General features: G+C 65.1%; 23 protein-coding genes. 16 read left to right on the top strand and 7 right to left on the bottom strand.

Annotated features, from left to right (window positions below; genetic code table 11):
• Positions 1-115: 115 nt before the first annotated feature.
• A complete protein-coding gene (locus tag HPY67_00495; protein ID NPV03202.1) occupies positions 116-1684 on the bottom strand; it encodes a fused MFS/spermidine synthase in 1569 nt (522 codons plus the stop codon).
• Positions 1685-1781: 97 nt separating this feature from the next.
• Positions 1782-2132, bottom strand: coding sequence for a molybdenum cofactor biosynthesis protein MoaE (locus tag HPY67_00490; protein NPV03201.1), 351 nt, complete (start codon positions 2130-2132; stop codon positions 1782-1784).
• Between the two features lie 90 nt (positions 2133-2222).
• Between HPY67_00490 and HPY67_00485 the strand changes: the two genes are divergently transcribed.
• Positions 2223-2711: a DUF721 domain-containing protein gene (locus HPY67_00485; protein ID NPV03200.1), complete on the top strand. Its 489-nt coding sequence runs from the start codon at positions 2223-2225 to the stop codon at positions 2709-2711.
• Here HPY67_00485 and HPY67_00480 read toward each other — a convergent pair.
• On the bottom strand, positions 2683-3444 hold the full coding sequence (locus HPY67_00480) for a tRNA1(Val) (adenine(37)-N6)-methyltransferase (GenBank protein ID NPV03199.1): 762 nt from the start codon (positions 3442-3444) through the stop codon (positions 2683-2685). The two genes, HPY67_00485 and HPY67_00480, sit on opposite strands and share 29 nt — an antisense overlap.
• Before the next feature lie 102 nt (positions 3445-3546).
• On the bottom strand, positions 3547-4794 hold the full coding sequence (locus tag HPY67_00475) for a DUF1015 domain-containing protein (GenBank protein NPV03198.1): 1248 nt from the start codon (positions 4792-4794) through the stop codon (positions 3547-3549).
• A 205-nt stretch (positions 4795-4999) separates the two neighbouring features.
• On the opposite strand from HPY67_00475, the gene HPY67_00470 reads away from it, so the two are divergent.
• Together HPY67_00470 and HPY67_00465 are read left to right on the top strand one after the other, a co-directional pair.
• Positions 5000-5491 carry an alpha/beta fold hydrolase gene (locus HPY67_00470; GenBank protein NPV03197.1) on the top strand — a complete coding sequence of 164 codons (492 nt, stop codon included), beginning with the start codon at positions 5000-5002 and terminating at the stop codon, positions 5489-5491.
• A 57-nt stretch (positions 5492-5548) separates the two neighbouring features.
• Complete coding sequence (locus tag HPY67_00465) at positions 5549-5959, top strand: 4Fe-4S binding protein (protein NPV03196.1); 411 nt, start codon at positions 5549-5551, stop codon at positions 5957-5959.
• Positions 5960-6049: 90 nt separating this feature from the next.
• Here the strand turns inward: HPY67_00465 and HPY67_00460 are convergent, their stop codons facing one another.
• Positions 6050-6394 (bottom strand): hypothetical protein, encoded by a 345-nt coding sequence (locus HPY67_00460; protein NPV03195.1) that lies wholly within the window; start codon positions 6392-6394, stop codon positions 6050-6052.
• Between the two features lie 185 nt (positions 6395-6579).
• Here HPY67_00460 and mtaB point away from each other — a divergent pair, with 185 nt between their 5' ends.
• The 10 genes from mtaB (at position 6580) to HPY67_00410 (ending at position 17138) form a co-directional block, all read left to right on the top strand.
• Positions 6580-7947, top strand: a complete 1368-nt coding sequence (mtaB, locus tag HPY67_00455) for a tRNA (N(6)-L-threonylcarbamoyladenosine(37)-C(2))-methylthiotransferase MtaB (GenBank protein NPV03194.1) — start codon at positions 6580-6582, stop codon at positions 7945-7947.
• On the top strand, positions 7937-8677 hold the full coding sequence (gene rnc, locus HPY67_00450; protein NPV03193.1) for a ribonuclease III: 741 nt from the start codon (positions 7937-7939) through the stop codon (positions 8675-8677). Before mtaB ends, rnc begins: the two co-directional genes overlap by 11 nt.
• 112 nt (positions 8678-8789) lie before the next feature.
• Complete coding sequence (locus HPY67_00445) at positions 8790-9860, top strand: radical SAM protein (protein NPV03192.1); 1071 nt, start codon at positions 8790-8792, stop codon at positions 9858-9860.
• Positions 9853-10740, top strand: coding sequence for a GTPase Era (gene era, locus HPY67_00440; GenBank protein NPV03191.1), 888 nt, complete (start codon positions 9853-9855; stop codon positions 10738-10740). Before HPY67_00445 ends, era begins: the two co-directional genes overlap by 8 nt.
• On the top strand, positions 10737-12086 hold the full coding sequence (gene der / locus HPY67_00435; GenBank protein NPV03190.1) for a ribosome biogenesis GTPase Der: 1350 nt from the start codon (positions 10737-10739) through the stop codon (positions 12084-12086). The genes era and der overlap by 4 nt, the downstream gene beginning before the upstream one ends.
• A gap of 143 nt (positions 12087-12229) precedes the next feature.
• Positions 12230-13408, top strand: coding sequence for an ABC transporter substrate-binding protein (locus tag HPY67_00430; GenBank protein ID NPV03189.1), 1179 nt, complete (start codon positions 12230-12232; stop codon positions 13406-13408).
• Positions 13409-13447: 39 nt separating this feature from the next.
• Positions 13448-14386: a branched-chain amino acid ABC transporter permease gene (locus tag HPY67_00425; protein ID NPV03188.1), complete on the top strand. Its 939-nt coding sequence runs from the start codon at positions 13448-13450 to the stop codon at positions 14384-14386.
• A gap of 235 nt (positions 14387-14621) precedes the next feature.
• Positions 14622-15671: a branched-chain amino acid ABC transporter permease gene (locus tag HPY67_00420; GenBank protein NPV03187.1), complete on the top strand. Its 1050-nt coding sequence runs from the start codon at positions 14622-14624 to the stop codon at positions 15669-15671.
• Complete coding sequence (locus HPY67_00415) at positions 15668-16438, top strand: ABC transporter ATP-binding protein (protein ID NPV03186.1); 771 nt, start codon at positions 15668-15670, stop codon at positions 16436-16438. The genes HPY67_00420 and HPY67_00415 overlap by 4 nt, the downstream gene beginning before the upstream one ends.
• On the top strand, positions 16431-17138 hold the full coding sequence (locus HPY67_00410; GenBank protein ID NPV03185.1) for an ABC transporter ATP-binding protein: 708 nt from the start codon (positions 16431-16433) through the stop codon (positions 17136-17138). The genes HPY67_00415 and HPY67_00410 overlap by 8 nt, the downstream gene beginning before the upstream one ends.
• A gap of 28 nt (positions 17139-17166) precedes the next feature.
• Here the strand turns inward: HPY67_00410 and miaA are convergent, their stop codons facing one another.
• Positions 17167-18099 (bottom strand): tRNA (adenosine(37)-N6)-dimethylallyltransferase MiaA, encoded by a 933-nt coding sequence (gene miaA, locus HPY67_00405; protein NPV03184.1) that lies wholly within the window; start codon positions 18097-18099, stop codon positions 17167-17169.
• A gap of 242 nt (positions 18100-18341) precedes the next feature.
• Between miaA and HPY67_00400 the strand changes: the two genes are divergently transcribed.
• The 3 genes from HPY67_00400 to HPY67_00390 all read left to right on the top strand — a co-directional run bounded on the left by HPY67_00400 (position 18342) and on the right by HPY67_00390 (position 22842).
• Positions 18342-19694 (top strand): MATE family efflux transporter, encoded by a 1353-nt coding sequence (locus HPY67_00400; GenBank protein NPV03183.1) that lies wholly within the window; start codon positions 18342-18344, stop codon positions 19692-19694.
• A gap of 111 nt (positions 19695-19805) precedes the next feature.
• Positions 19806-21809, top strand: coding sequence for an FAD-dependent oxidoreductase (locus tag HPY67_00395; protein NPV03182.1), 2004 nt, complete (start codon positions 19806-19808; stop codon positions 21807-21809).
• Positions 21810-21924: 115 nt separating this feature from the next.
• The gene (locus tag HPY67_00390) at positions 21925-22842 is read left to right on the top strand and encodes a thiamine-monophosphate kinase (protein ID NPV03181.1); all 918 of its coding nucleotides are present in this window, start codon (positions 21925-21927) and stop codon (positions 22840-22842) included.
• 8 nt (positions 22843-22850) lie between these two features.
• Here the strand turns inward: HPY67_00390 and HPY67_00385 are convergent, their stop codons facing one another.
• Entirely contained in the window at positions 22851-23390 is a 540-nt protein-coding gene (locus tag HPY67_00385; protein NPV03180.1) for a hypothetical protein, read from the bottom strand.
• Positions 23391-23408 lie beyond the last annotated feature (18 nt).

The following is a 23408-nucleotide window of genomic DNA, read 5'->3' as shown; positions in this document are numbered from 1 at the left end:
TTCGGCCTGTTCTTTTTCTACACCATTCAGCGACCGAAGGCAACGGCCGGGCCGGACCGTCAGCCGGAGCCCGCCTGTCCCGTCGCCGTCCTCCCCTGCTGCCTGCGGTTTGAGCCTATTTTTTCTTGTACCCGTACCGGGCCTCGAAGATGGGCGCCGTCAGGTTGTCCACGGGGACGTAGTCGTCCGTGAGGATCACCGAAGGGCGCACCCTGAGGATTTCCTGCAGCTCCTCCTGGGGGACGAGATGGGCGGTCATCCTTCCGCCTGCCCTGCCGGCGGTCACACGCGCGAAATCCTCCATGTCCCATTTCCGGGGGCTTGCCACGACCACGCAGGTGGCGATCCCCAGGCGCCGAAGCTCCGGCGCCAGGACGAGCAGGTTCACGTTCCCCTTTCCGAAGACCTCCTCGAGGGTCCGGATATAGGACGGCAGGAACAGCCCCTCCGTGACGCTGTCGATGAGGTTCGCGATCAGGAACCCGTCGGGCTTGAGCAACGCCTTGAGCTGCTCGGCGAACTCCCGGGTCGTCAGGTGGTAGGGGATGGAAAGGTCGTTGAAGGCATCGCCGAAGATGAAATCGTAACGGCCCCGATCCCGGGAATTCATGACGAACCATCGGCCGTCCTCGTTGAAAGACCGGATCGATGTGCTGCGCGGCAGGCCCAGGTACTCGTAGACCACGCGGGTGACCTCCGGGTCGATTTCCACCACATCGATCCGCGCCCCGGGGTACCGCGTCTCCATGTATCGGGGAAAGGTGTAGCCGCCCCCGCCGATGAATAGGGCGTCGACAGAACTGCGCGACCGCATCTGCCAGCTGACCAGCTCCTCGTAGATCCGGATGTAGTCGTAGTCCAGGAAGGCGGGGTCGTTGACGTCATTGATGGAATGGATCAGGTTGTCGAGGATCAGCGCCTCCCCCTCGGCCGTCCCGTTCCTGATGGGGTACTTCTTGAGCTTGATCGTGAAATAGTCGCTCTCCTTGTAGTAGTAGGTCTTCTCGTCGAGCCGGGGTTTGTAGGCGTAACCGAGGACCGTGCCGAGGAGGACCGCCACGCCGGCGACGGCGGCCGCGGTGATCACGGCGGCCTTGCGCCGCAGGAAAAAGCCGCCGAACAGGAAGGCCGACACGATCAGGGTGGCACCCGTGGTGAGCAGGATGGTGCGCGTCCCCAACCAGGAGATCAGGAAGAAGCCCGTCGCGAAGGTCCCGACGATGGAGCCGAGTGTCGAGAAGGCGTAAATCTTGCCGACGATGTTTCCCGTCCGGTCGAGGTTGTCGAGCGTGAGTTTCACGACGACCGGCGAGATCATGCCCAGCAGCGTGGAGGGCACGAAAAAGATCGCCGTCGTCAGAAGCAGGATCCGCAGCATCAGGGAGGTCTGCAGCTGGGCGGCGCCGATGAGATCCGCGAGCGGCGCGATGGTCAACGCGCCGAGCCCGGACAGGAAGAGCAGCCACCCCAGCGTGGCCGGCCGGGGGTAGCGGTCCGCCAGGATCCCCCCGATCCAGGCGCCGATGCTGATCCCCGCCAGGACGACCCCGATGATGCTCGTCCAGGTGTAGAGGGATACCCCCACGTAGGGGGCCATGATCCGCCCCGCCACGAGCTCGATGACGAGCGTGCAAAAGCTCGCGATGAAGACGACGACATTGGCCTTGACGACAACGGGGTTCATGCATACCTCGTGAAACCGGCTGAGGGCTGAGGGCATGCGGCGCACGGCGCGGAATTCCCATTTCCTGCCCGTTGCCATGAGCCGTATCCCCAAGCCGTTATTTTTCGTTTTTTGACGTGACCTCCGCCTTGATCCGGTTCACGGCCGTCATCATGGCGTCGAACACGTTCTCCCGGAAGTCGCCGGCCACGACGACGAACATCACGTCCTGGCCCACCCTGAGGGTCCCCTCGTTGACGTGGGCCAACACCTCGATGATCCCCGGCATGGCCTTGATCTCGGCAAGAACGGTCTCGAGGCGTTGCCGGTCCGCTCGGACGGTCACCTCGGAGACGGGCCTGCCGTCCCGCGACGTGCCCCGCACGACCCCGTTGTGGCAGAGGATCATCCCGGCCTTGTGAAAATCCGGGTGTTTCCGGACCTGCTCGACCAGTGCTGAAAGATTCATGTTCATTCCTTTCTCTTCATGGGTTCCGTCCCCGGAACGTCGCATCTTCCGATTCTTGACTGCCGCCCCGGCCTGTGCCATGGTTCCAGCATGAGACGGCGAAGGAAGTCATCGGCTCCCCGGCTGCTCGGGGACATCCTCCCGGACACCCTGCGGAGGAAGTCCATTCATCTCCCCGTCAAGGACCGTCGCCTGATCGACGCATGGAACCGGGCCGTCGGGCCCCAGATCGCGGCAAAGGCCCAGCCCGACAGGCTGCGTGAGGGCGTGCTGTACGTTCGCGTCTCGACGTCCGTGTGGATGCACGAGCTGCAGTTCATGAAACAGGACATCATCGAGAAGCTCAACGGCATCCTCGGCGCTGCGTCGGTTTCGCAGATCCGGTTCTTCATCGGCGACGTGGAAGCCCCGCCTGCCATGCCCCCCGCGAAGGCCGTGCCGCTCGATGCCGCCGACCTCAGGGCCGACGAAAAAGATTACATCGAAAAAACACTTGCCGGTGTCGCTGACCCCGAGCTGAAGTCGATCCTCCGGGAGACGATGACCCGGTCTATCCTGAGACGTCGGCAAGCGACCTGAAGAGGCTTACCATCTCCTCGGAGTAGCCGCCCTGCTTCCCGTAAATATAGAGCGGGGGAAGGACGGTCAGCTCCTCGCCGCCCCCTTTCAGCCCGTCCGCGAGGAAGAAATCACCCCTCGATCCCGGTTTCGAATGAACCAGGCGTATCCGTTTCGGCTCCAGCTTCAGGGCGCGCATGCCGTGGATGACCTCCGCCATCCGAGAGCAGGGGTAGATCAGGCATGCCCTTCCGCCGGTCTTCAGCGCATGGGAAGCGGCCCGGAGGAATTCGGCAGCGGAGCCAGCGATCTCGTGCCTCGAGAGAGCCTTCTCGTCCAGGGGGTTGACCCGCCCCGTCCCCAACTTCCGGTAGGGGGGGTTGAACAACACCGCATCCCAGGCCTGCGCGTCCAGAAACGCGTCGGCCTTCCGGATATCCCCCTGCAGGACCGTGACCCGGTCGTCGAGGCCGTTCAGGGAGACGCTGCGCCTTGCCATGTCCGCCAGACCGGCCTGGACTTCCACGGCCGTGACCCGCAGGCCGCGATGCCGGTGCGCCAGCAGCAGGCTGATCACGGCGCTGCCTGCGCCGAGTTCGAGGATTCGGCCCGTTTCCTTCGGTTCCACAAACCCTGCCAGCAGGAAGGAATCGATCGTGTACCGGTACCCCCGCTTCTTCTGGATGACCCTCAGGCGACCCCCGCAAAGAGTCTCGACGGTTTCATCCTCGTGAACCAGCGAATCCTCCTGCATACATGTATCCTGCCTTCGCGCAAGCCGGACGGCATCGGGTTGCTGTCATTCGGCGCCAGGCGGGCCGAGGGCCTCAGCGCCGATGGCCTGCCGCGCTTTGCCTCACACCTCGTCGATCAGGTGCACGAACAGCCCGCTTCGGAGCTTCGGCTCGAACCAGGTCGATTTCGGGGGCATGATCATGCCGGCATCGGCGATGGCGATGAGCTCCTCGATCCCCGGCGGGCACATCGAAAACGCGACGGCGTAGCCCCGCTGATCCACCATCCGTTCCAGCTCCTCCATCCCGCGGATGCCCCCGACGAACTTGATCCGCTCGTCGGTGCGCGGGTCCCGGATCCCCAGGATGGGCCCCAGGAGATGATCCTGGAGGATCGAGACGTCCAGCCTGCCGATGAGGTCGGCCTGCTCGTAGAGTTCCGGCTTCGCCTCGAGCCGGTACCACTGGCCGCCGAGGTACATGCCGAACTGATGGGGGGCGGAGGGCGATCGCTCCCTGAAGCCCGGTGAAAGGATGAACCTCTCCCGGACCTTTTCCATGAATCCCTCCACGCTCAGGCCCCGAAGATCCTTCACGACCCGGTTGTAGTCCAGGATCTTCAGCTGCTCGTGGGGGAACAGGGTCGCGACGAAAAAGTTGTATTCCTCCCTGCCGGTGTGCCCCGGATTCCGTTCCCGCCTCAGCCGGGCGACCGTCGAGGCCGACGCCGCCCGGTGGTGCCCGTCGGCGATGTAGAGGCACGGCACCTTGGCAAATTCGCTTTGCAGCGCCCTGATGGTCTCGTCGTCGCTGACGACCCACGCCGTGTGGGACACGCCGTCGGGCGTGGTGAAATCGTACTCGGGGGGGCCCTGCACGATTCGGGCGACCATCCCGTCGATCTCGCGCCTGGCCCGGTACAGCAGAAAGACGAGGCCCGTCTGGGCGCCTGCCGTGTCGATGTGGCTCACCCTCTCGTTTTCCTTGTCCAGCCGCGTGAGCTCATGCTTCCTGATGAGCCCCGCTTCGTACTCGGCCACGCTGACGCACCCCACGATCCCGACCTGCTCCCTCGCCGCGTCCTTCTGCCTGTAGACATAGAAACAGGGGCGCTCATCCTGGAACAGGATGCCCTCGCGGATGAAAGTCCGCAGGTTTTCGCGGGCCTTCTCGAAGACCCGGGGGTCGTCATCCCGGATCTCGTCCGGAATATCGACCTCGGATTTCTCCACGCGCAGGAAATTCAGCGGATTGTCCCGGATGATCGCCCGCCCCTCATCCCTGTCGAGAACGTCGTAGGGGAACGAGGCCACGTCACGGGCGAATCTCTTTTGCGGCCGCACGGCCCTGAACGGGATCACCAGCGCCATAAACACCTCCGGAAAGTGCTTGTTTAGCATAACGCATCGGGCAACGCAATGAGCGGAGGCGGCGTTTCGGCCCCGAGGTTGTCCGGCCTGCCGGGTTGCCGAAGCAAAAAGACGCCGCCACCTCTCACGAGGCTCAATGTTCCTCCCTGTTGCGATATTTCGGGGAAGAGGCTATAAGACTCCAGCCGATGCAGGGGGATGCAAGATGACGAGGGTATTCATTCACGGTCTCGAGAGCAGCAGCCGGGGGACGAAGGGGGTTTTCTTCCGGGAGCGCTATCCCGACATGATCATCGAGGATTACGGCGGTCCGCTGGAGGAGCGCATGGTAAAGCTCGACCGCCTCCTGGCCGGAAGGCAGGACCTGCTCCTCGTGGGTTCGAGCTTCGGCGGCCTGATGGCCGCCATCTATGCCTGCGAGAACGAGGCCCGGGTGCGGAAGGTCGTCCTGCTGGCGCCTGCCCTGCACGTCCCGGATTTCTCCCGCTTCCTCTGCAGGAGGGTCAAGGTCCCCGTTTTGCTCTTTCACGGGAAGCACGACGACGTCGTACCGCCGTCCGAAGTGAAAACCATCGCCGAGACGGTATTCGAGAACCTCGACTACCGCCTGGTCGATGACGACCACTCGCTGCACGCGACCTTCCCCCTCATGGACTGGGTGGCGATCCTCGGACCGGGCCGGGGAGAAGCTCCTTGACAAACCATGGGGGATCACTTAGGTTTAGCCAAACAGGCAGGGCGTACCATGTCATCCATCGTCACGAAAAAGGTGATCATCCGGTACAGCGCGGAAAACGTCGATCAGCCGATCGCGTGTCATCTCGCGAAGAAGTACGACCTCGATTTCAACATCCTCAAGGCGAGGATCTTCCCGCGCCGTGAGGGGGTCATGGTTCTCGAGCTCAGCGGGACGAAGGAGAATTTCGACGCCGGGGTCCGGTTCATGAAGGAAAAGGGGCTCCGCGTGGAACCCCTTTCGAAAAGCGTGACCCAGAATACCGACAGGTGCGTTCACTGCGGCGCCTGCATTGCCTTCTGCCCCACCGAGGCCCTGCACATGGACCCCAAGACCTCAAAGGTGATCTTCGACCCCGAGCGCTGCAACGGGTGTGAATTCTGCGTCACCGCCTGCCCGGCAAGGGCGATGTCCATCGACCTGTTCTGATTGAGCCCCGGGTCAGGGGCCTTTCAACCCCGTACGGGGAAATCCCTGCGCAATCAACCGCTCAGCAAGGGAGGGGAAGCCCTTGACGGGTCACTTTTTACTCCCCGCGCCGGCACTTTTCTTTTCATCGCTTTGCAGGGCCTCGTTCATGTGTTTCTGCAGTTTGCTCTTCTTGTCCGTGAAGAAGTCCTTCACGTTCTCCTTGACATCACCGGCCTTTGCCGTGATCTGGTTCATGACGCCCCTGAATTTCGTTTTCAGGTCCCCCGACGGGCTGAAGTGCTGAAAGGCTAGAATGGCCAGGACGACGACGGCGATGACGAGGGTGAGCTTGAAGAAGCGGCTGAGCAGCCAAAACAGGCCGACGGCGGCAAGGATGATGAGAAGGACGATGACCCCATTTTCGGACATGAACCCGGCAATGGCATCCATCATGATCCCCCTTGTGCGGTTTTGTGCTGAATAGCACGATTCCGTCGTGATATCCACTAATTATTGCATCTTGACAAAGCCTCGACCACGTTCTAGATTTCAACTTCAAAAAACGTGCCGACGATGGAGACCCCTCCGCGCCGGCAGCGCTTCGCGTGCCGCCGCGTGCGGTCTGCAAGGGTCTGATCATGGATGAAAGCCAGAGCGAAGCGCTCCGAGCCGGGAGCGCACCGGATGAGAGGCCGAAGAGGGTTTCCCTGGTGACTCTCGGCTGCAAGGTCAACCAGTGCGAGTCGGCGGGGATCGCGGAGCGCCTCCGGCAGAGGGGACACGTTCTCGTCGGCTTCGAGGACGACGCCGATGTCTGCATCGTCAACACCTGCACGGTCACGGCACGGACGGACTTCCAGTCTAGGCAGCTCATCCGCCGGGCGGCCCGGCGAAACCCCCTCTCCCCGGTCATCGTGACGGGCTGTTACGCCCAGGTTGCGCCGGATCAGCTCGTGACGCTGCCCAACGTGCGCCTCGTTGCCGGCAACGTGGAGAAGGAGACGATCCCCGACCTCGTCGGGACACTCAACGGCGGCCCCCCCGAGGTGCGGGTCGGGGACATCGGAAGGGCCCGTCGCTTTTCGGGCCCCGCCGCCGACCGGTTCACCGGGCGGACGAGGGCCTTTCTCAAGATCCAGGACGGGTGCGACGCCCGGTGCAGCTATTGCATCGTCCCGTCGGCGCGCGGCCCCAGCCGCAGCATGCCGTTCCGGGAGGTTCTGGGACGCGTCGAGGCTCTGAGCGCCGCCGGTTACCGCGAGATCGTGCTGACGGGGGTGCATCTGGGCGCATGGGGCAAGGATCTCTCCCCGGCCGCGGATCTTCCCTCCCTGATTCGGGGCATCGAGGGTGCCGGCCTGGGCGGAAGGCTCCGCCTGAGCTCCATCGAGCCCCTGGAGATCACCGCGGAGCTGCTGGCCTGCCTCAGGGAGTCGGAGGTCCTGTGCCCGCACCTGCACATCCCGCTGCAGAGCGGAGACGACGGCATCCTGTCCGCCATGGGGAGGCAGTACGACCGGCGTTTCTTCCGCGGCCTGGTCGACAGGATCGTCGCGGAGATCCCGGGCGTGGCCATCGGCGTCGATGTCATGACGGGCTTCCCCGGCGAGGGGGAACGAGAGTTCGAGAACACGGCCGAACTCCTGCGTGCGCTCCCGGTGTCTTACCTGCATGTCTTCCCCTACTCGGAGAGGCCGGGCACGGCGGCCGCGTCGCTTCCCGGGAGGGTCGAGCCGTCCGTGCGCTCGCAGCGCGCGGCAGCACTCAGGGCCCTGGGCCTCGTCAAGCGGGAGGAATTTGCAAAGCGGGCCGTCGGGTCGAGACAGACCGTGCTCGTCGAGGGCAGCCGCGACAGGAAAACGGGCCGTCTGAAGGGGTTCACCGGCAATTACATCCCGGTGCTTTTTACGGAAGGGAAAACGGCATGGATGAACCGCCTCATGGGTGTCGTCATCGAATCCGCGGAGGCCGGGACGGCGCATGCACGGGTCTGCCATGAACAGTGACCGCCGGATGCGGCTCGAAGCCCTCGAGGAGGCCCTGGGGTACCGGTTCAGGGACCCTTCCCTTCTGGATTGCGCCCTCACGCACCGCTCCTACGCGAACGAGAACCCGGAGCTTCTGAAGCAGGACAACGAGCGGCTCGAGTTTCTCGGCGACGCCGTCCTCACCCTGTGCGTCAGCGACATGCTGATGCGGAAGTACCCGGACTGCACGGAAGGGGATCTCTCCAAGATCCGCTCCTCCGTCGTCAACGAAAAGCCCCTGGCCAGGCTGGCCGGGGAGCTTCACTTGGGCGACTACCTGCTTCTCGGCCGCGGGGAGGACATCTCCGGCGGCCGGATGAAGAGCTCGCTGCTGGCGAACGCGCTCGAGGCGATTATCGCCGCCGTCTACTGCGACAGGGGCTTCGACGCCGTGTGCGATTTCGTCGGCAGGCTCTTTATGCCCCTGCTCGATGCGGGGACCGTCAAGGACCTGTACCAGGACTACAAGACCAGCCTCCAGGAGGTCGTCCAGAACCGCTTTCGGGTCATCCCCCGGTACAGCGTGATCCGGGAGTTCGGGCCGGACCACGACAAGGTCTTCCAGATCCAGGTGAGCGTCGGCGACATCGTGAGCACGGCGGGGCTCGGCCGCAACAAGAAAGAAGCCGAGCAGCGCGCGGCCAAGAAGGCACTCGAGGCGATCGAAAAGCTCCGCCCGCCGGACAACGGCGAGGACGTGCAGGAGTAAAGAAGGGTGACAGGTGTCAGGTCGCAGGTGACAGGAAAAGACCGCGGACAGGACAATCCTGTTACCTGTTACGGATGTTGACCCGGCACAGAACGAATTGAAGACAAGGTTCATGGCAGAACGTTCACGCCCGCTCATCGTGCCCTTCTTCCTCCGCAACCGCGGATGCCGCAACCGGTGCGTCTTCTGCAACGAAAGGGTCATCGCGGGCCATGCCGCCCCGGTGACGGAGGCCGGCATGCGCGAGTCGGTGCACGCAGCCCTCGCGGCGAGCGGCGGTGGGCATGACCGCTTGGAGATCGCCTTCTACGGCGGAAGCTTCACGGGAATGTCCCGGGCGGAACAGACGGAGCTTCTCCGGTGGGCGGCCGCGCTCATCGCTGAAGGCTCCGCCCGCTCCGTGCGCATTGCGACACGCCCCGATGACATCGACGGGGCCGGGTTGGACTTCCTTGCGTCGATGGGTGTCGGCGCCGTGGAAATCGGGGCCCAGTCCCTGGACGACGCCGTCCTCCAGCAGTCGGGACGGGGTCACACGGCAGACGACGTCCGCAGGGCCGTCACCCTGTGCAAGGCCCGGGGCTTCGAGACGGGCCTTCACCTCATGGCGGGCCTCCCCGGCGAGTGCCGGGGCTCGTTCGAGGCCACCGTCGCGGAGGTGATCCGTATCCGCCCGGACACGGTCCGCATCCACCCCGTGCTCGTCTTTCGCGACACGGAGCTGGCCCGCCTGTCTGCCATGGGGCGCTACAAGCCCCTCACACTGGCAGAGGCCGTATCGTGGTGTGCAACGGCGCTCGTGAGGCTCTCGGACGCCGGGATTCCCGTCATCCGCCTCGGGCTGCAGGCGACCGGCGAGATGACCAGGGGGGACGGCATACTCGCCGGCCCGTGGCACCCCTCCTTCCGAAGCCTCGTGGAGGCGCAGATCTTCCGGGCCATGGCCGCGAGGCTGATGGACAGGGCCGCAGGAGGCGCGGAGGCGGTTTTCCGGGTCGCCCCCGCTGACCTGTCGAATTTCAACGGGCCGCACGGCCAAAACCGCTCGTGGCTCCGGGCGCGCTTCGGCGGACGGGCGATCACCGTCCGGCCGGACCCCTGCATCCCGCGGGGCGCCCTGCGGCTCCAGGAGGGTCTGCGGGAATACGGGACATCGATCGCGGAGGTCGCGGGACTTGTTTAAATCGGGATTCATCGCCATCGCCGGGCGGCCCAACGTGGGCAAGTCGACGCTGCTCAACGCGATCGTGGGCGAGAAGCTGGCCATCACGAGCCGCAAGCCCCAGACGACGAGAAACCGGATCACGGGGATTCTGAACCGTGATGACGGGCAGTTCATTTTCCTCGACACGCCGGGCATCCATGAAGCCAAGACGCCCTTGAACCGCTCCATGGTGAAAGCGGCGGTGAGCGTCTTCGGCGAGGTCGACCTGATCCTGCTCCTCGTCGAGGCGGATCGCGGATACGACCCCGGAGACGGCCTCATCCTCGACAGGCTCCAGGCGGTGGCGGTACCGGTTTTCCTCGTCATCAACAAGATCGATCTCGTCGAGAAGCCGAAACTCCTGCCCCTGATCGACCGGTTCCGGGGCCTTCGCGATTTCCGGGAGATCGTCCCCGTGTCGGCCGCCACGGGCGACGGGGTGGGCCTCCTGCTCGAGCTGATCCGCGATGCAATGCCCGAAGGCCCGAAACTCTTCCCCGACGACCTGTTCACGGACCAGTCCGAACGGTTCATCGCTGCCGAGATCGTCCGGGAGAAGATCCTGCAGCTGACCCACAGGGAGATTCCCTACGCGACGGCCGTCACGGTGGATTCGTTCAAGGAGGACGAGGAGAGGAACCGGATCCGCATCACGGCCACGATCACCGTGGAGAAGGATTCCCAGAAGGCGATCCTGATCGGCAGGGGCGGGAGGATGCTGAAGGAAATCGGGACGCAGTCCCGCCTGGAGATGGAGAGGTTCTTCGCCGCGAAGGTCTTTCTCGAGCTCTTCGTCCGCGTGCGCAAGGACTGGACGAAGGACCCCCGCTGGCTCAAGGAGTTCGGTTACGACGCATGAAACCCCTCATCGCGATCATCGGCCGGCCCAATGTCGGCAAGTCGACGCTCTTCAACCGTCTCTCGGAGCAGAAGAAGGCCATTGCCATCGACCAGCCCGGCGCGACGCGGGACCGCAATTACTCCGATGCCTCCTGGCACGGCAAGGCCTTCACCGTCGTCGACACGGGCGGCTTCGAGCCCGTCTCGACGGAAACGATCCTCATGCAGATGCGCGAGCAGACCCGGCTCGCCATGGAGCAGGCCGACATCATCATCTTCCTCATGGACGGCAGGGACGGGCTGACGCCGTCCGACGAGGAGATCGTGCGGCAGCTGCGGTCCTACGGCAAGCCCGTCTTCTATGCCGTCAACAAGATCGACGGCCCCCGCCACGACGGCAACGTCCTCGATTTCTACCGCCTCGGCATCGAGCCCCTCTACACGATCTCGGCTGAGCACGGCCGGGGCGTGGACGAGCTGATGGATGCCGTGACCGCCGGGATCCCCGGTGCGGAACCCCCGGGCGAAGAAGGTCAGCAGGAGCAGCAGGGGGAGGAGCCGATCCGGATCGCCGTCGTGGGGCGCCCCAACGTGGGCAAGTCCTCCCTGGTCAACAAGATCCTGGGCTACGAGCGGACCATCGTCAACCCCCTGCCGGGCACGACGCGGGACGCCATCGACACCCCCTTCGAGCGGGGGGGGCGCAGGTACGTCCTCGTCGACACGGCAGGGATCCGGAGGAAGAGCCGGATCAGCCAGGCCCTCGAAAAGTACAGCGTCATCGAGGCCCTGAAAACGCTGGACCGCTGCGACGTGGCGCTCATCCTCATCGACGCCGTGGAGGGGGTGGCAGAGCAGGACGCCAAGATCGCCGGGCTCGCGTTCGAGAAGGGGGTTGCCTGCATCCTCGTGGTCAACAAGTGGGACCTCGTGGAAAAGGACAACAGCACCGTCGGGGTCTACGTCAACAAGCTGCGGGACGGGCTCAAGTTCCTCCAGTTCGCCCCCATCGTCTTCGTGTCGGCCCTGACCGGGCAGCGGGTGGGACGCATCTTCGAGCTCATCGACACCGTGTGGGCCGAGTACACGAAGCGGATCCCCACGGCGGAACTCAACGCCCGGGTCGAGGGGTACGTGGCCGAAAACCCCGCCCCCATGTACCGCAACAGCCCCAACAAGATCGTCTATGCCACCCAGACCCGCGTCAGGCCGCCGACCTTCGTCTTCTTCGTGCGGGAGCCGAAGGCGATCCACTTCTCCTACGAGCGGTACCTTGCGAACCGCATCCGCGAGGATTTAGGGTTCACGAGCGTCCCCATCCGCCTCATCTTCCGCAAGCGCCACCGGGACAAGGAGAGGAAATAAGCCCGGTGCAGAGCGGAGAGAATCCGGTTGACTTCAGGAAATTCCCTGTGCTAGAGAAGCGCCGTGCCGGGCGTCTTCGCCCGCTGACCGCGCTGGCCTGTCCCGAATCCTGAACCATGGATACGCCAATAAGGAGGAAAGCCATGAAGATGAGACACCTGGTGGTCGCGTTGCTGGTCCTGGGCCTGGCCGTCTCGATGCCCGCGCCCGCGTTTGCCCAGGCGAAATCGGAGACGATCAAGATCGGCGTGTTTCTGCCCATGACGGGCGGCGTCGCCGCCTACGGCCAAGGTTCCTGGCAGGGCATTCAGTTCGCCCGCGAGATGAAGCCGACCATCCTAGGCAAGAAGGTCGAACTGGTCCTCGTCGACGACAAGAGCGACAAGATCGAGGCCGCCAATGCCGTCACACGGCTCGTGGAGAAGGAAAAGGTCGTGGCCATCATCGGTTCCTCCATCAGCGGCAACACCATGGCCGGCGGGCCCATCGCCGAGAAGGCCGGCGTCCCCGTCGTCTCCCCCACGGCCACCAACCCCCTCGTGACGCAGGGCAAGAAGTACATCTTCCGCGTCTGCTTTATCGACCCCTTCCAGGGGGAGATGGCCGCCAAGTATGCCTATGAGACGCTGAAAAAGCGCAGGGCCGCCCTCATCATCGACAAGGCCCAGGACTACTGCGTGGGCCTGGCCGACTTCTTCGAGAAGAACTTCACCAAGCTCGGCGGACAGATCGTCGCCAAGACCTACTGCCAGACCGGGGACAAGGACTTCACGGCCCAGATTTCCGCCATCAAGGCGAAGAACCCCGACGTGCTCTACATGCCCAACTACTACACGGAAGTCGCCCTGGCGATGAAGCAGGCCAAGGACCTAGGCCTGAACATCCCCGTGCTCTCCGGGGACGGCGCGCAGGACAAGGCCCTCATTGACATCGGCAAGCAGTACGTCGAGGGCCTGATGTTCACGGGCCACTTCGAGAAAGAGGCGGCCAACACCCCGCTGGCCAAGAAGTTCATCCCCGCCTACGAGAAGAAATACGGCAAGGTCGGGACGTTCGACGTCATGGGCGCGGATGCCTACTTCGTGCTGGCCGACGCGATCGAGCGCGCGAAATCGACGGAGGGCGCGAAGATCCGGGCGGCCCTGGCGAACACGAAAAACTTCAAGGGCATCTCCGGCACCATGACGATCGGCGAGGACGGCAACGCGATCAAGAGCCTTGTCATCGTCCAGGTCCGCGGGGGCGACTTCCGGTACGTGGCCACCGTCGAGCCGGCCGGCGTGGCGCCCGAGCCCAAGAAGGCGGCGCCGAAAAAGAAATAACGCTGCACGATGCAATAAATTGCCGGGCGAAGAGGGGCGATGGAACGATCGCCCCTCTTTTGTAAACGGGATCGACCGGGAACGGGCCTCGTGGAACTGACTTTTTTCCTCCAGCAGATGATCAACGGGGTGGCCCTGGGAAGCCTCTACGGGCTCATCGCTATCGGCTACACCATGGTCTACGGGATCATCCGGCTCATCAACTTCGCCCACGGCGACGTCATGATGATGGGATGCTACTTCGCGTACTTCGGCATCCTGATGTTCAGCCTGCCCTGGTGGGCTTCCTTCGTCATCGCGATGGCCCTCACCGCTGTCCTTGGCGTGATGATGGACAAGGGCGCCTACGTCCCGGTCCGCAACGCCCCCCGCATCTCGGCCCTCATCACGGCCATCGGCGTGTCCTTCCTGCTGGAGAACCTCGGGCTGGTGGTCTTCGGCGGGCGCCCGAAAGGGTTCCCGACCCCGGAGATGTTCAGCGAGGTCTACGAGGTCGCCGGCCTCATGTTCCCCGCCCTGGTCGTGTGGACCCCCCTGCTCACCCTGCTGATCCTCTCGGCCGTCCTGTTCATCATCTACCGGACGAAAACGGGGCGGGCGATGCGGTGCATCAGCCACGACATGGAGACGACGCGCCTGATGGGCGTCGACGTCAACCGGATCATTTCGATCACCTTCGCGGTGGGCTCCGCCGCGGCGGCGGCAGGCGGGATCATGTGGGCGATGCGCTACCCCGAGATCAACCCGCTCATGGGCATCATCCCCGGTTTCAAGGCCTTCGTGGCGGCCGTCCTCGGAGGCATCGGCAACATCACGGGCGCGATGCTGGGAGGGCTTCTCCTCGGCGTTGCGGAGATCATGCTCGTGGCCCTGATGCCCGAGCTGGCGGGCTTCCGCGACGCCGTGGCCTTCGGCCTGCTGATCCTCATCCTGCTCTTCCGCCCGACGGGGCTGATGGGGACGAAGCTGCCCGATTGAGAACGGGGACCGGGTATCGACGCAGCGGGTGGCAGCCGGCTGGGGGCGAGAGTGCCCGAGTGATGATAAACACGATGTCCCCGCGCGCCGAGGCTCGCGAAGCGGGGCCATCAACGTTTGAGACAGGGTTCCGAAACGGGCAGGACCGGGGGATGCGGAGGATCGCCGCGGGCCTCGCCCACGCGATGACCCCGTGAACCGGGCCCGGAACCCGAGACGCCGTTTCGAATCGACCATGGACCCGAACGCCAACAGAAACCTTCTCCTCTCCGTCCTCGCGACCATGCTCGTGCTGGTCCTGGTGCAGGTTGCCGCCAGCCACGGCACGGAGTACCAGATCCGCATCCTCAACAACATCGCCATCTTCATCGTCCTTGCGGTGAGCTACAACCTCGTCAACGGCGTGACGGGGCAGTTTTCGCTCGCTCCCAACGCCTTCGTGGCCCTCGGGGCCTACACGTCGGCCCTGCTCACCCTGACGCCGGCGGAGAAGGAGATCTCCTTCATCATCGAACCCTGCATCTGGCCCCTGAGCGTGATCACGACCCCGTTCATCGTTTCGCTCCTGGCGGCGGGCCTGGTGTCGGCCGTGCTGGCGTTTGTCATGGGGTTCCCCGTGTTCCGCACGCGCGGGGACTACCTGGCCATCGTCACCTTGGGCTTCGGAGAGGTCGTCCGCGTCATCGCCAACAACACCCAGAGCATCACCAACGGGCCGCTCGGCCTGAAGGGGATCGCCGAGTACACGACGCTCTGGTGGTCGTGGGGCGCCGCCATCGTCACCGTCTTCCTCATCGCCCGGCTGATCCGCAGCAGTTACGGCATGGCCATGAAGGCCATCAAGTACGACGAGGCGGCGGCGGAGGCCGTGGGCATCAACACGTACTGGCACAAGATGCTCGCCTTCACGACGAGCGGCTTTTTCCAGGGCATCGGCGGGGGACTGCTGGCGCACCTGATCACGACGATCTCGCCCACGCTCTTCACCTTCTTCCTGACCTTCAACCTCCTCATCATCATCGTGATGGGGGGCCTCGGGAGCACGACGGGGGCCATCATCGCCGCCGTCCTCTTCACCTGGGGCGGCGAGTGGCTTCGATTCGTCGACGAGCCCATGGATCTCGGCTTCGTCGAGATCCCCGGCATCCCCGGCATGCGCATGGTCATCTTCTCGTGCATCCTGATCTTCATCATGATCTTCGCCCGCCACGGGATCATGGGGACGCGGGAATTCAACTGGAACTGGCTGTGCCGGAAACTCGGCGTCGGAGGTCGCTCCCGATGAGCGTACTCTCGGTCGAACATCTCACGATGAAGTTCGGCGGCCTCGTGGCCGTCAACGACTTCAATCTCGAGCTCGAGAAGGGCGAGATCGTCGGTCTCATCGGCCCCAACGGCGCGGGCAAAACGACCGTCTTCAACATGATCGCCGGCTACTACGTGCCGACGGAAGGGTCGATCCGCTTCCAGGGCAGGGCGATCCAGGGCCTCAAGGCCAACCGGATCACCAAGGCCGGCATCGCCCGGACCTTCCAGAATATCCGCCTCTTCTCGGAACTCTCCGTCATCGAGAACGTCATGATCGGCTATCACTGCCGCATCCGGTCCACCTTCCTCGGCGCGACCCTGCGGCTCCCGCTCTACCGGCGCGAGGAGCGCATGATGGTCGAGGGGGCCATGAGGCTCCTGCGGGAAGTGGGGCTCGAGGACGTGGCCCGGGAGAAGTCCACCTCCCTGCCCTACGGGAAGCAGCGGAGGCTGGAGATCGCGCGGGCCCTGGCCACGGGGCCCCGCCTGCTGCTGCTCGACGAGCCCGCCGCCGGCATGAACCCCAGCGAGACGCAGGAACTGCTGCAGCTCATCCTGAGGCTCCGCAAGGATTTCGACCTCACGGTGTTTCTCATCGAGCACGACATGAAATTCGTCATGGAGATCTGCGAGCGGATCAAGGTCCTCGATTACGGCACCACCATCGCCGAGGGGACCCCGCACGAGATCCAGAGCAATCCCAGGGTCATCGAGGCCTACCTGGGGGAGGTGCAGAGTGCTTAGGGTCGAGGGACTGGATGTCCACTACGGCGGGATCCACGCCCTGAAAGGCGTCACCCTCCACGTGCCGGAGGAGAAGATCGTGACCCTCGTGGGGGCCAACGGCGCCGGCAAGAGCACGCTGCTGCGGGCCGTATGCGGTCTCGTCCCCGTCACGGGCGGCTCGATCCGATACCTGGGCCGGGTCATCACCGGCCTTCCGCCGCACCGGATCGCCCGGGAAGGCATCGCCATGTCCCCCGAGGGCCGGCGCGTCTTCGTCAACCTCAGCGTGTACGAGAACCTGCTCATGGGGGCCTACGGACGCGATGACAGGGCGGGGATCGAGCGGGACGTCGAGTGGATCTTCGAGACCTTCCCCCGCCTGCTCGAGCGCCGGGACCAGCCGGCGGCGACGCTCTCGGGCGGAGAGCAGCAGATGCTCGCCCTCGGGCGCGCCCTCATGTCGAGGCCGAGGCTTCTTCTCCTGGACGAGCCCTCCCTGGGGCTCGCCCCCCTGCTGATCCGCGAGGTCTTCCGCGTGATCACGAAGATCCACCGGGAGGGCACCACGATCCTGCTCATCGAGCAGAACGCCATGGCGGCCCTGAACGTGGCCGATTACGGGTACGTGCTCGAAACGGGCGAGATCGTGCTCGAAGGCACGGGCAAGGACCTGCTCAGCGACGAGCGGGTGCGAAAGGCCTACCTGGGCGAAACGTAGTCGCAGGGACGGCATCTGTGCCGTCCGTTTACGAAAGGGGGGGGTTCGTTACGATATCCCGAAGCGCGGCCTCGTCCGCCCCCTCTATCCAGTGAATGGTGATTCCCCGGCGCTCCATCCCCCGGAACCAGGTGTCCTGGCGCTTGGCGAACTGGTGGATGCGGGTGTTGAGCGTCCGGAACATCTCCTCGTAGGTCATCTGGCCGCGCAGGTAGAGGCTCACGTACCGGTACTCGAGCCCCATCTCGTCGAGACGCTCCCAGGACACTCCCGCCTCCCGGAGCCGCTCGACCTCCCTGATCATCCCCTGCCCCAACCGGTCCTTCAGACGACGGGTGATCCTCTCGCGCAGGGCGGCCCTCTCCCAGCGGATGCCGATCACGAGCGGCACGATCCCCGGCCTGTCGATCGTGTCCCCCGAGCCGGGTCCTGCCCTCTGCACGGCGATCTCGATGGCCCGGACGAGACGCTCCCGGCCCGTGAGGTCCGTGGTGTTGTGCAGGGCGGGGTTCAACTCGCGCAGAATCGAGACGAGTTCTTCCGTGCTCTTCCCGGCCAGTTCCCCTCTCAGCACCGCGTCCTCGGGGGCAGGGGGCATGCGGTATCCCCGTAGGACCGACTCGATGTAGAGCCCCGTTCCGCCGACGAGGATCGGCATCCTGTGACGCGCCGTGATCTCGCGGAAGCACGCGTAGAACCGCTGCTGGAACTCGAAGACGCTGAAGAGATGCCCCGGATCGGCCACGTCGATGAGGTGGTACGGGACATGGATGCCGTCGACGACGTACTCGGAGAGGTCCTTGCCCGTGCCGATGTCCATGCCCCGGTAGACCTGGCGGGAGTCGGCGGAGATCAGCTCGGCCCCCATCCGTGCGGCAAGCCTCGCGGCAAGCCGCGTCTTGCCCGAAGCCGTGGGCCCGAGGATGACGATGAGATTGCAGTCTCTTTTGTCGTTACCCATACACTCGCGAGAAATGACACCCTGCACTGTCATTGCGAATCCCGACCCCTTCCTCTCCATTCCCCCCGATCCCCTCGCGTGAATGGGCAGGGGTGAGGGGTGCGTGAAACCGCTCACCCTCCCCTTGATCCCCTCCCGTCAAGGGAGGGGAGACGAAAGAGGGCCGCATTGCTTTTTGCCCGGTGCCGTGTTAGCGTGCCCCTGTCCTTATATCCGCATCGGCCCGAACCGTCAAATACCCGATGAAGAAACCGCAGCTCGATCTTCGCACCGAACCCGTCGGTCCGCTCCTCTTGAAAATGAGCCTGCCCTCCATCACGGCCATGCTGGTGATGGCCTTCTACAACTTCATCGACGTCTTCTGGCTGTCGCGCCTGGGGCCCCAGACCATCGCCGCCGTGACCATCGCCTTCCCGATCCAGATGCTCTTCAGCGGGTTCGGCGTCGGCACCGGAGTCGGGGCCGGCTCCTACGCGGCCCGGATGCTCGGCGCGGGCAACACCGAAAAGGCCAACCGGACGGCCGGGCAGGTCATCTTCCTGTCCTTTTTTATCGGCGCCGCGGTCATCGTCCCCGGGCTCGCCTTCCACGACACGATCCTGCGGCTCTTCGGCGCCACGGGGGAGATCCTCCCGCCGGCAAGGGAATATTTTATTGTCTATCTCTTCACCATCCCCTTTCTCGTCTTCATGATCTCCGCCGGCAATCTCCTCCGCGCCGAGGGCAACCCCAACTACTCCATGTACGTGCTCTCGACGGCGGCGCTGCTGGGGGCCGTGCTGGACCCTTTCCTCATCTTCGGCTGGGGGCCCTTCCCGGAGATGGGGATTCAGGGTGCGGCCTGGGCGGCGGGAATCTCGCAGTTCGCGGCCTGCGCGCTGTCGCTGCTGCTCTTCGCGAAGCCGACCTCGTCCTACCGCATCCGCAGGGGACACCTTGCGCCCGACCTTCCCGTCATCCGGTCCATCTACCGCGTGGGGGTCCCCGCGATGGTCATGAACTTCGTCATCAGCCTCGTGCTGACTTTCTACAATCACATCCTGGGCGGCTACGGGCCTGCTGCCGTTGCCACCCTGGGCATCGTCTTCCGCATACAGGGGCTCGTCGTCTGGGTGCTCGTGGGGATCGGCCACGGCGTGATGCCGCTTGTCGGCTTCAATTTCGGCGCCCGGCTCTACCGCCGGCTCATCGAGACGGTGCACGCCGCCGTGAAATACGCGGGGGCTCTCACCGTCGCGAGCTGCATCACCTTCCAGGTCTTCGCCGACCCGCTCATCCGCGTCTTCACGCAGGACCCCGCAGTCATCGCGATCGCCGTGCCGGCACTCCGCATCTTCGCCCTGTCCCTCCCCTTTGCGGGGGCGAACTTTACCTGGATCAGCATGTTCAACGGGCTCGGCAAGGGGGTCATCTCGATGTCCATGCTGCTGATGCGCGACCTGATCCTCCTCATCCCCCTTCTGCTCCTCTTCTCGATGCAGTTCGGGCTCACCGGGATCTGGGCGGCGCAGCCCGTGGCCAACGCCTGCCTCTTCCTCGGCGCGCTGGTTCTCACCCGCAGGGAGTTTCGGTCTTTCCCCGCGGCCGAGAAATAATCGTTGGGATTTTCCGCCTTTTTTGTTACATCATCGGACGGAGACGTTTCGCAAATCCCCCTCGATCCCCCTTTCTCGGGGGAGGCGACGGGCAGGACAAGGGGGCACGCCATGGACTATCTCTTTTCTCCCATCCGGGTCGGGTCGCTGACGCTCAGGAACCGCATCGTCATGCCCGCCATGCATCTCGGGTACTGCAACGACCGCGGCGAGGTGACGGACCGCCTCGTGGCTTTCTACGAGGAGCGCGCCCGGGGCGGGGCGGCCCTTCTGTTCGTCGGCGGCTGCCCGATCGACCGGTACGCCACGAGCATGCAGGAGATGATCGGCATCGGCGATGACCGATTCCTCCCGGGGCTGGCGAGGCTCACGGCGGCCGTGCACAGCCACGGCGCCCTCGTCGCGGCCCAGCTGTTCCACGGCGGACGCTACGTCCGGTCGGCCATGATCGGCCGGCAGCCCATCGCACCCTCCCCCATCGCCTCGTCCATCACCCGGGAAGTCCCCCGGGAGATGACCCTGGACGATATCCAGGACACGATCGCCAACTTCGCGCAGGCCGCCGTCCGCGCCAAGAAGGCGGGCTTCGACGCCGTAGAGGTGCTGGCGGGCACGGGCTACCTGATCTCGGAATTCTTCTCGCCCCTGACCAACCACCGCACCGACGACTACGGCGGCAGCCCCGACAGGCGCATGCGCTTCGGCATCGAGGTGGCCTGGGCGATCCGCGAGGCCGTGGGCCCCGATTACACTGTCATCTTCCGCATCGCGGGCCACGATTTCATGGCGGGCGGAAACACCAACAAGGAAGCCGCCCGGTTTGCCCACATGCTTGAGCAGCACGGCGTCGACGCCTTCAGCGTCACCGGCGGCTGGCACGAGACGGCGGTCCCCCAGATCACGATGGATGTCCCCCGGGGAGCCTTCGTCCACCTGGCAAGCGGCGTGAAGGCGGCCGTCACCCGGCCTGTCATCGCGTGCAACCGGATCAATGACCCGGCCCTGGCCGATCGCATCCTCCGGGACGGCCGCGCCGACCTCGTGGGATTGGCCAGGGCGCTGCTGGCGGACCCCGAGTTCCCCGCCAAGGCCATGACCGGACGGGCAAAGGAGATCGTCCCCTGCATCGCCTGCAACCAGGGCTGCCTCGACAGGATCTTCAACATGGAGCCCGTCGAGTGCCTCGTCAATCCCAGGGCAGGACGCGAGTTCGAAGTCCCGCCCGTGCGGAAAGCCGAAACGCCGAAAAAGGTCATGGTCGTCGGGGGCGGGCCCGCGGGGCTCTCGGCGGCCCGCACGGCCGCACAGGCAGGCCACGCGGTGACGCTCTACGAGAAGAGTCCCCGCCTCGGCGGGCAGGTGCTTCTGGCGGCCGCCGCCGAGGAGCGCCGCGAGATGGGGGCGTTCCTCGAGCCCTTCGCCGAACAGGCGAGGGCCGCCGGGGCCGTCATCCGGACGGGCGTGGAGGTCGGCGAGGATCTCGTGCGGGCCGAGAGGCCCGACGTGGTCATCCTGGCTACGGGCGGGGAGCCCCTCTGTCCCCCCATCCCCTCGACGGCGGATGAAAAGGTGGAATACGCATGGGACGTGCTGGCCGGAAAGGCCGTCACGGGCAAGAGCGTCGTGGTGATCGGCGGGGGGGCTGTCGGGATCGAGACCGCCCTGTGTCTCGCCAAGATCGGCACCATTGACGCCGAGACCCTCCTGTTCCTGTTCCTCAACAAGGCCGAGGAGCCCGACCGCCTGAGGGAATACGCCACCCGGGGCGTGAAAAGCGTCGCAATCGTCGAGATGCTCGACCGCGCAGGGGCCGACATCGGTCTGACGACGCGCTGGATCGCGCTGCGCCAGCTGCAGCAGCACGGGGTCCGCGTCATGACGCACACCAAGGCCGTGGAGATAACGCCGCAGGGCCTCTGGGTGGAGAAGAAGGAGGGCCGCGAGCTGATTCCCTGCGACACCGTCGTGATGGCCTGCGGAACCGTTCCTGTGAACCCCCTCGAGGAGAAGCTGCGGGGCGCAGTCGAACGCATTATCGTGGTGGGCGACGCGAAGAAGGCGCGCAAGGCCTACGAGGCCGTCCACGAGGCATTCTTTGCGGCGCGGGAGCTGTGATGGAAATTCCCCCTCGATCGCGAGCATCCTCCCCGTGAGGGGTCCGTGGTGCGCAACGGCCGCCCCTCCGGCTTCTGCGCTCCGCACCCCGGTCCTGAACCCGATGGCCGATGCCATGACCGAAGACGACTTCCTAGAGGCCCTGTTCAAGCGCATGCCCCACCCGCCGGGCGAGCTGGTGATCCCGCCCGGTGATGACTGCGCCGGCTTCCGCTCGGCCGACGGCAGCCTCCTGCTCATCGCCGTGGACCAGGTTGTCGAGGGGCGCCACTTCGCAGAAGAGGGGCCTTTCGCGGCATCCCCGCAACAGGTCGGCCGAAAGCTCCTGGCCCGCAACTTGAGCGACATCGCCGCCATGGGGGGTACACCCCTCTACTGCCTCAGCGCCGTGGCCCTGGGAGGCCGCCATGATGCTGCGTGGCTCGATCGTTTCTTCGACGGGATGCTCGAGCTGTGCCGCCGCTGGGACACCCACCTCGTCGGAGGCGACCTGGCCCGGGGCGCCGGGAGAACCGTGGCGAGCCTGACCATCGTCGGCCGTGCCGACGAGAGGCAGGTCGTTCGACGCACAGGCGCGAGGGACGGGGACGGTTTCTGGGCGACGGGGGTATTCGGCCGTTCCTTCCCGACGGGGCATCATCTCGATTTCGAGCCGCGGGTTCGGGAAGGCCGGTGGCTCGCCGGTCAGGGGCTTGCCGGGGCGATGATCGACGTGAGCGACGGGCTGCTGATCGACGCGGGGCGCCTCTGCCGTGCCTCGGGCGTGGCGCTCTTTCTCGATGCGCAGTCCGTCCCGAGGCGCACCGCGGAGACAACCTTGGAGGAAGCCCTCACGGACGGCGAGGATTACGAGCTGCTGTTTGCCGTGCCGAAAGAGAAGGAGGGACGACTGAGGCGGGACTGGCCTTTTCGGGACCTCCCCCTGACGAGGCTCGGCGAGTTACGGTACTCGGCATCCCCCGGCGTCTTCGATCGGGTCGGCTCCCCCCTCGCGGTGAGGGGCCCGCGGGGCTTTGATCATTTCAGCCGGTGAAACCGGGGTCAGTCCGACGAGTCCAGGATTCCCCGGCCGTCGCCGCCGCTGTCGAGATTTCTCCGATCCCTGTACTCGAGCCGCAGCACGACCGTCGATGCCCGGCCGGCGGGCGTGATGTCCCAGAGGTCCATGTCCAGCTTGATGTCCGTTACCGTGTAACCGACGACTGCGCCGCCCCTGAGGATCTCGCGGGTGACGAGCACCCTCGGGTCCGACATCCGGAGGCTGACCACCTTGGCGTAATCGGCCCCGACCTCCCGCAGGGAAAGTTTCCCGATCCTCTCGATCGACGCGCCCCCGCCCGTGACGACCTCGACGCCGTCCCGGTACAGGAAATACCCGTGAATCTGCTCCGCGTGGGGGCCGAACGTCGCAACACGGATGGCGTTGAGCTTCTCGCCGCCTGCCGGGCCTGCCGCCAACGCCGCGGCATCGACCTGGTTCCACTTCAAATAGGCGCCCGGCGCGCAGGCAAGCAGAAAAAAGAGGAAAAGGATAATCGTCAGGGCAGCCGTGTAGCCCCGGGAGCCGGTCTGAGTCCTCATGGCTGCAATCCTCCCGTT

The sequence above is a fragment of the Syntrophaceae bacterium genome (genome assembly GCA_013177795.1).
GTDB lineage: Bacteria > Desulfobacterota > Syntrophia > Syntrophales > UBA2192 > UBA2192.
Note: the sequence above shows the minus strand (reverse complement) of the source record. Positions and strands in the feature narration are given on the sequence as shown.

What these genes read in the sequence shown, in the direction of transcription:
- HPY67_00495 (NPV03202.1), bottom strand. Translation starts at nt 1,684, where the DNA reads ATGAACCCCGTTGTCGTCAAGGCCAATGTCGTCGTCTTCATCGCGAGC.
- HPY67_00490 (NPV03201.1), bottom strand. Translation starts at nt 2,132, where the DNA reads ATGAATCTTTCAGCACTGGTCGAGCAGGTCCGGAAACACCCGGATTTT.
- HPY67_00485 (NPV03200.1), top strand. Translation starts at nt 2,223, where the DNA reads ATGAGACGGCGAAGGAAGTCATCGGCTCCCCGGCTGCTCGGGGACATC.
- HPY67_00480 (NPV03199.1), bottom strand. Translation starts at nt 3,444, where the DNA reads ATGCAGGAGGATTCGCTGGTTCACGAGGATGAAACCGTCGAGACTCTT.
- HPY67_00475 (NPV03198.1), bottom strand. Translation starts at nt 4,794, where the DNA reads ATGGCGCTGGTGATCCCGTTCAGGGCCGTGCGGCCGCAAAAGAGATTC.
- HPY67_00470 (NPV03197.1), top strand. Translation starts at nt 5,000, where the DNA reads ATGACGAGGGTATTCATTCACGGTCTCGAGAGCAGCAGCCGGGGGACG.
- HPY67_00460 (NPV03195.1), bottom strand. Translation starts at nt 6,394, where the DNA reads ATGATGGATGCCATTGCCGGGTTCATGTCCGAAAATGGGGTCATCGTC.
- mtaB (NPV03194.1), top strand. Translation starts at nt 6,580, where the DNA reads ATGGATGAAAGCCAGAGCGAAGCGCTCCGAGCCGGGAGCGCACCGGAT.
- rnc (NPV03193.1), top strand. Translation starts at nt 7,937, where the DNA reads ATGAACAGTGACCGCCGGATGCGGCTCGAAGCCCTCGAGGAGGCCCTG.
- HPY67_00445 (NPV03192.1), top strand. Translation starts at nt 8,790, where the DNA reads ATGGCAGAACGTTCACGCCCGCTCATCGTGCCCTTCTTCCTCCGCAAC.
- der (NPV03190.1), top strand. Translation starts at nt 10,737, where the DNA reads ATGAAACCCCTCATCGCGATCATCGGCCGGCCCAATGTCGGCAAGTCG.
- HPY67_00430 (NPV03189.1), top strand. Translation starts at nt 12,230, where the DNA reads ATGAAGATGAGACACCTGGTGGTCGCGTTGCTGGTCCTGGGCCTGGCC.
- HPY67_00425 (NPV03188.1), top strand. Translation starts at nt 13,448, where the DNA reads ATGGAACGATCGCCCCTCTTTTGTAAACGGGATCGACCGGGAACGGGC.
- HPY67_00420 (NPV03187.1), top strand. Translation starts at nt 14,622, where the DNA reads ATGGACCCGAACGCCAACAGAAACCTTCTCCTCTCCGTCCTCGCGACC.
- HPY67_00415 (NPV03186.1), top strand. Translation starts at nt 15,668, where the DNA reads ATGAGCGTACTCTCGGTCGAACATCTCACGATGAAGTTCGGCGGCCTC.
- miaA (NPV03184.1), bottom strand. Translation starts at nt 18,099, where the DNA reads ATGGGTAACGACAAAAGAGACTGCAATCTCATCGTCATCCTCGGGCCC.
- HPY67_00400 (NPV03183.1), top strand. Translation starts at nt 18,342, where the DNA reads ATGAAGAAACCGCAGCTCGATCTTCGCACCGAACCCGTCGGTCCGCTC.
- HPY67_00395 (NPV03182.1), top strand. Translation starts at nt 19,806, where the DNA reads ATGGACTATCTCTTTTCTCCCATCCGGGTCGGGTCGCTGACGCTCAGG.
- HPY67_00390 (NPV03181.1), top strand. Translation starts at nt 21,925, where the DNA reads ATGACCGAAGACGACTTCCTAGAGGCCCTGTTCAAGCGCATGCCCCAC.
- HPY67_00385 (NPV03180.1), bottom strand. Translation starts at nt 23,390, where the DNA reads ATGAGGACTCAGACCGGCTCCCGGGGCTACACGGCTGCCCTGACGATT.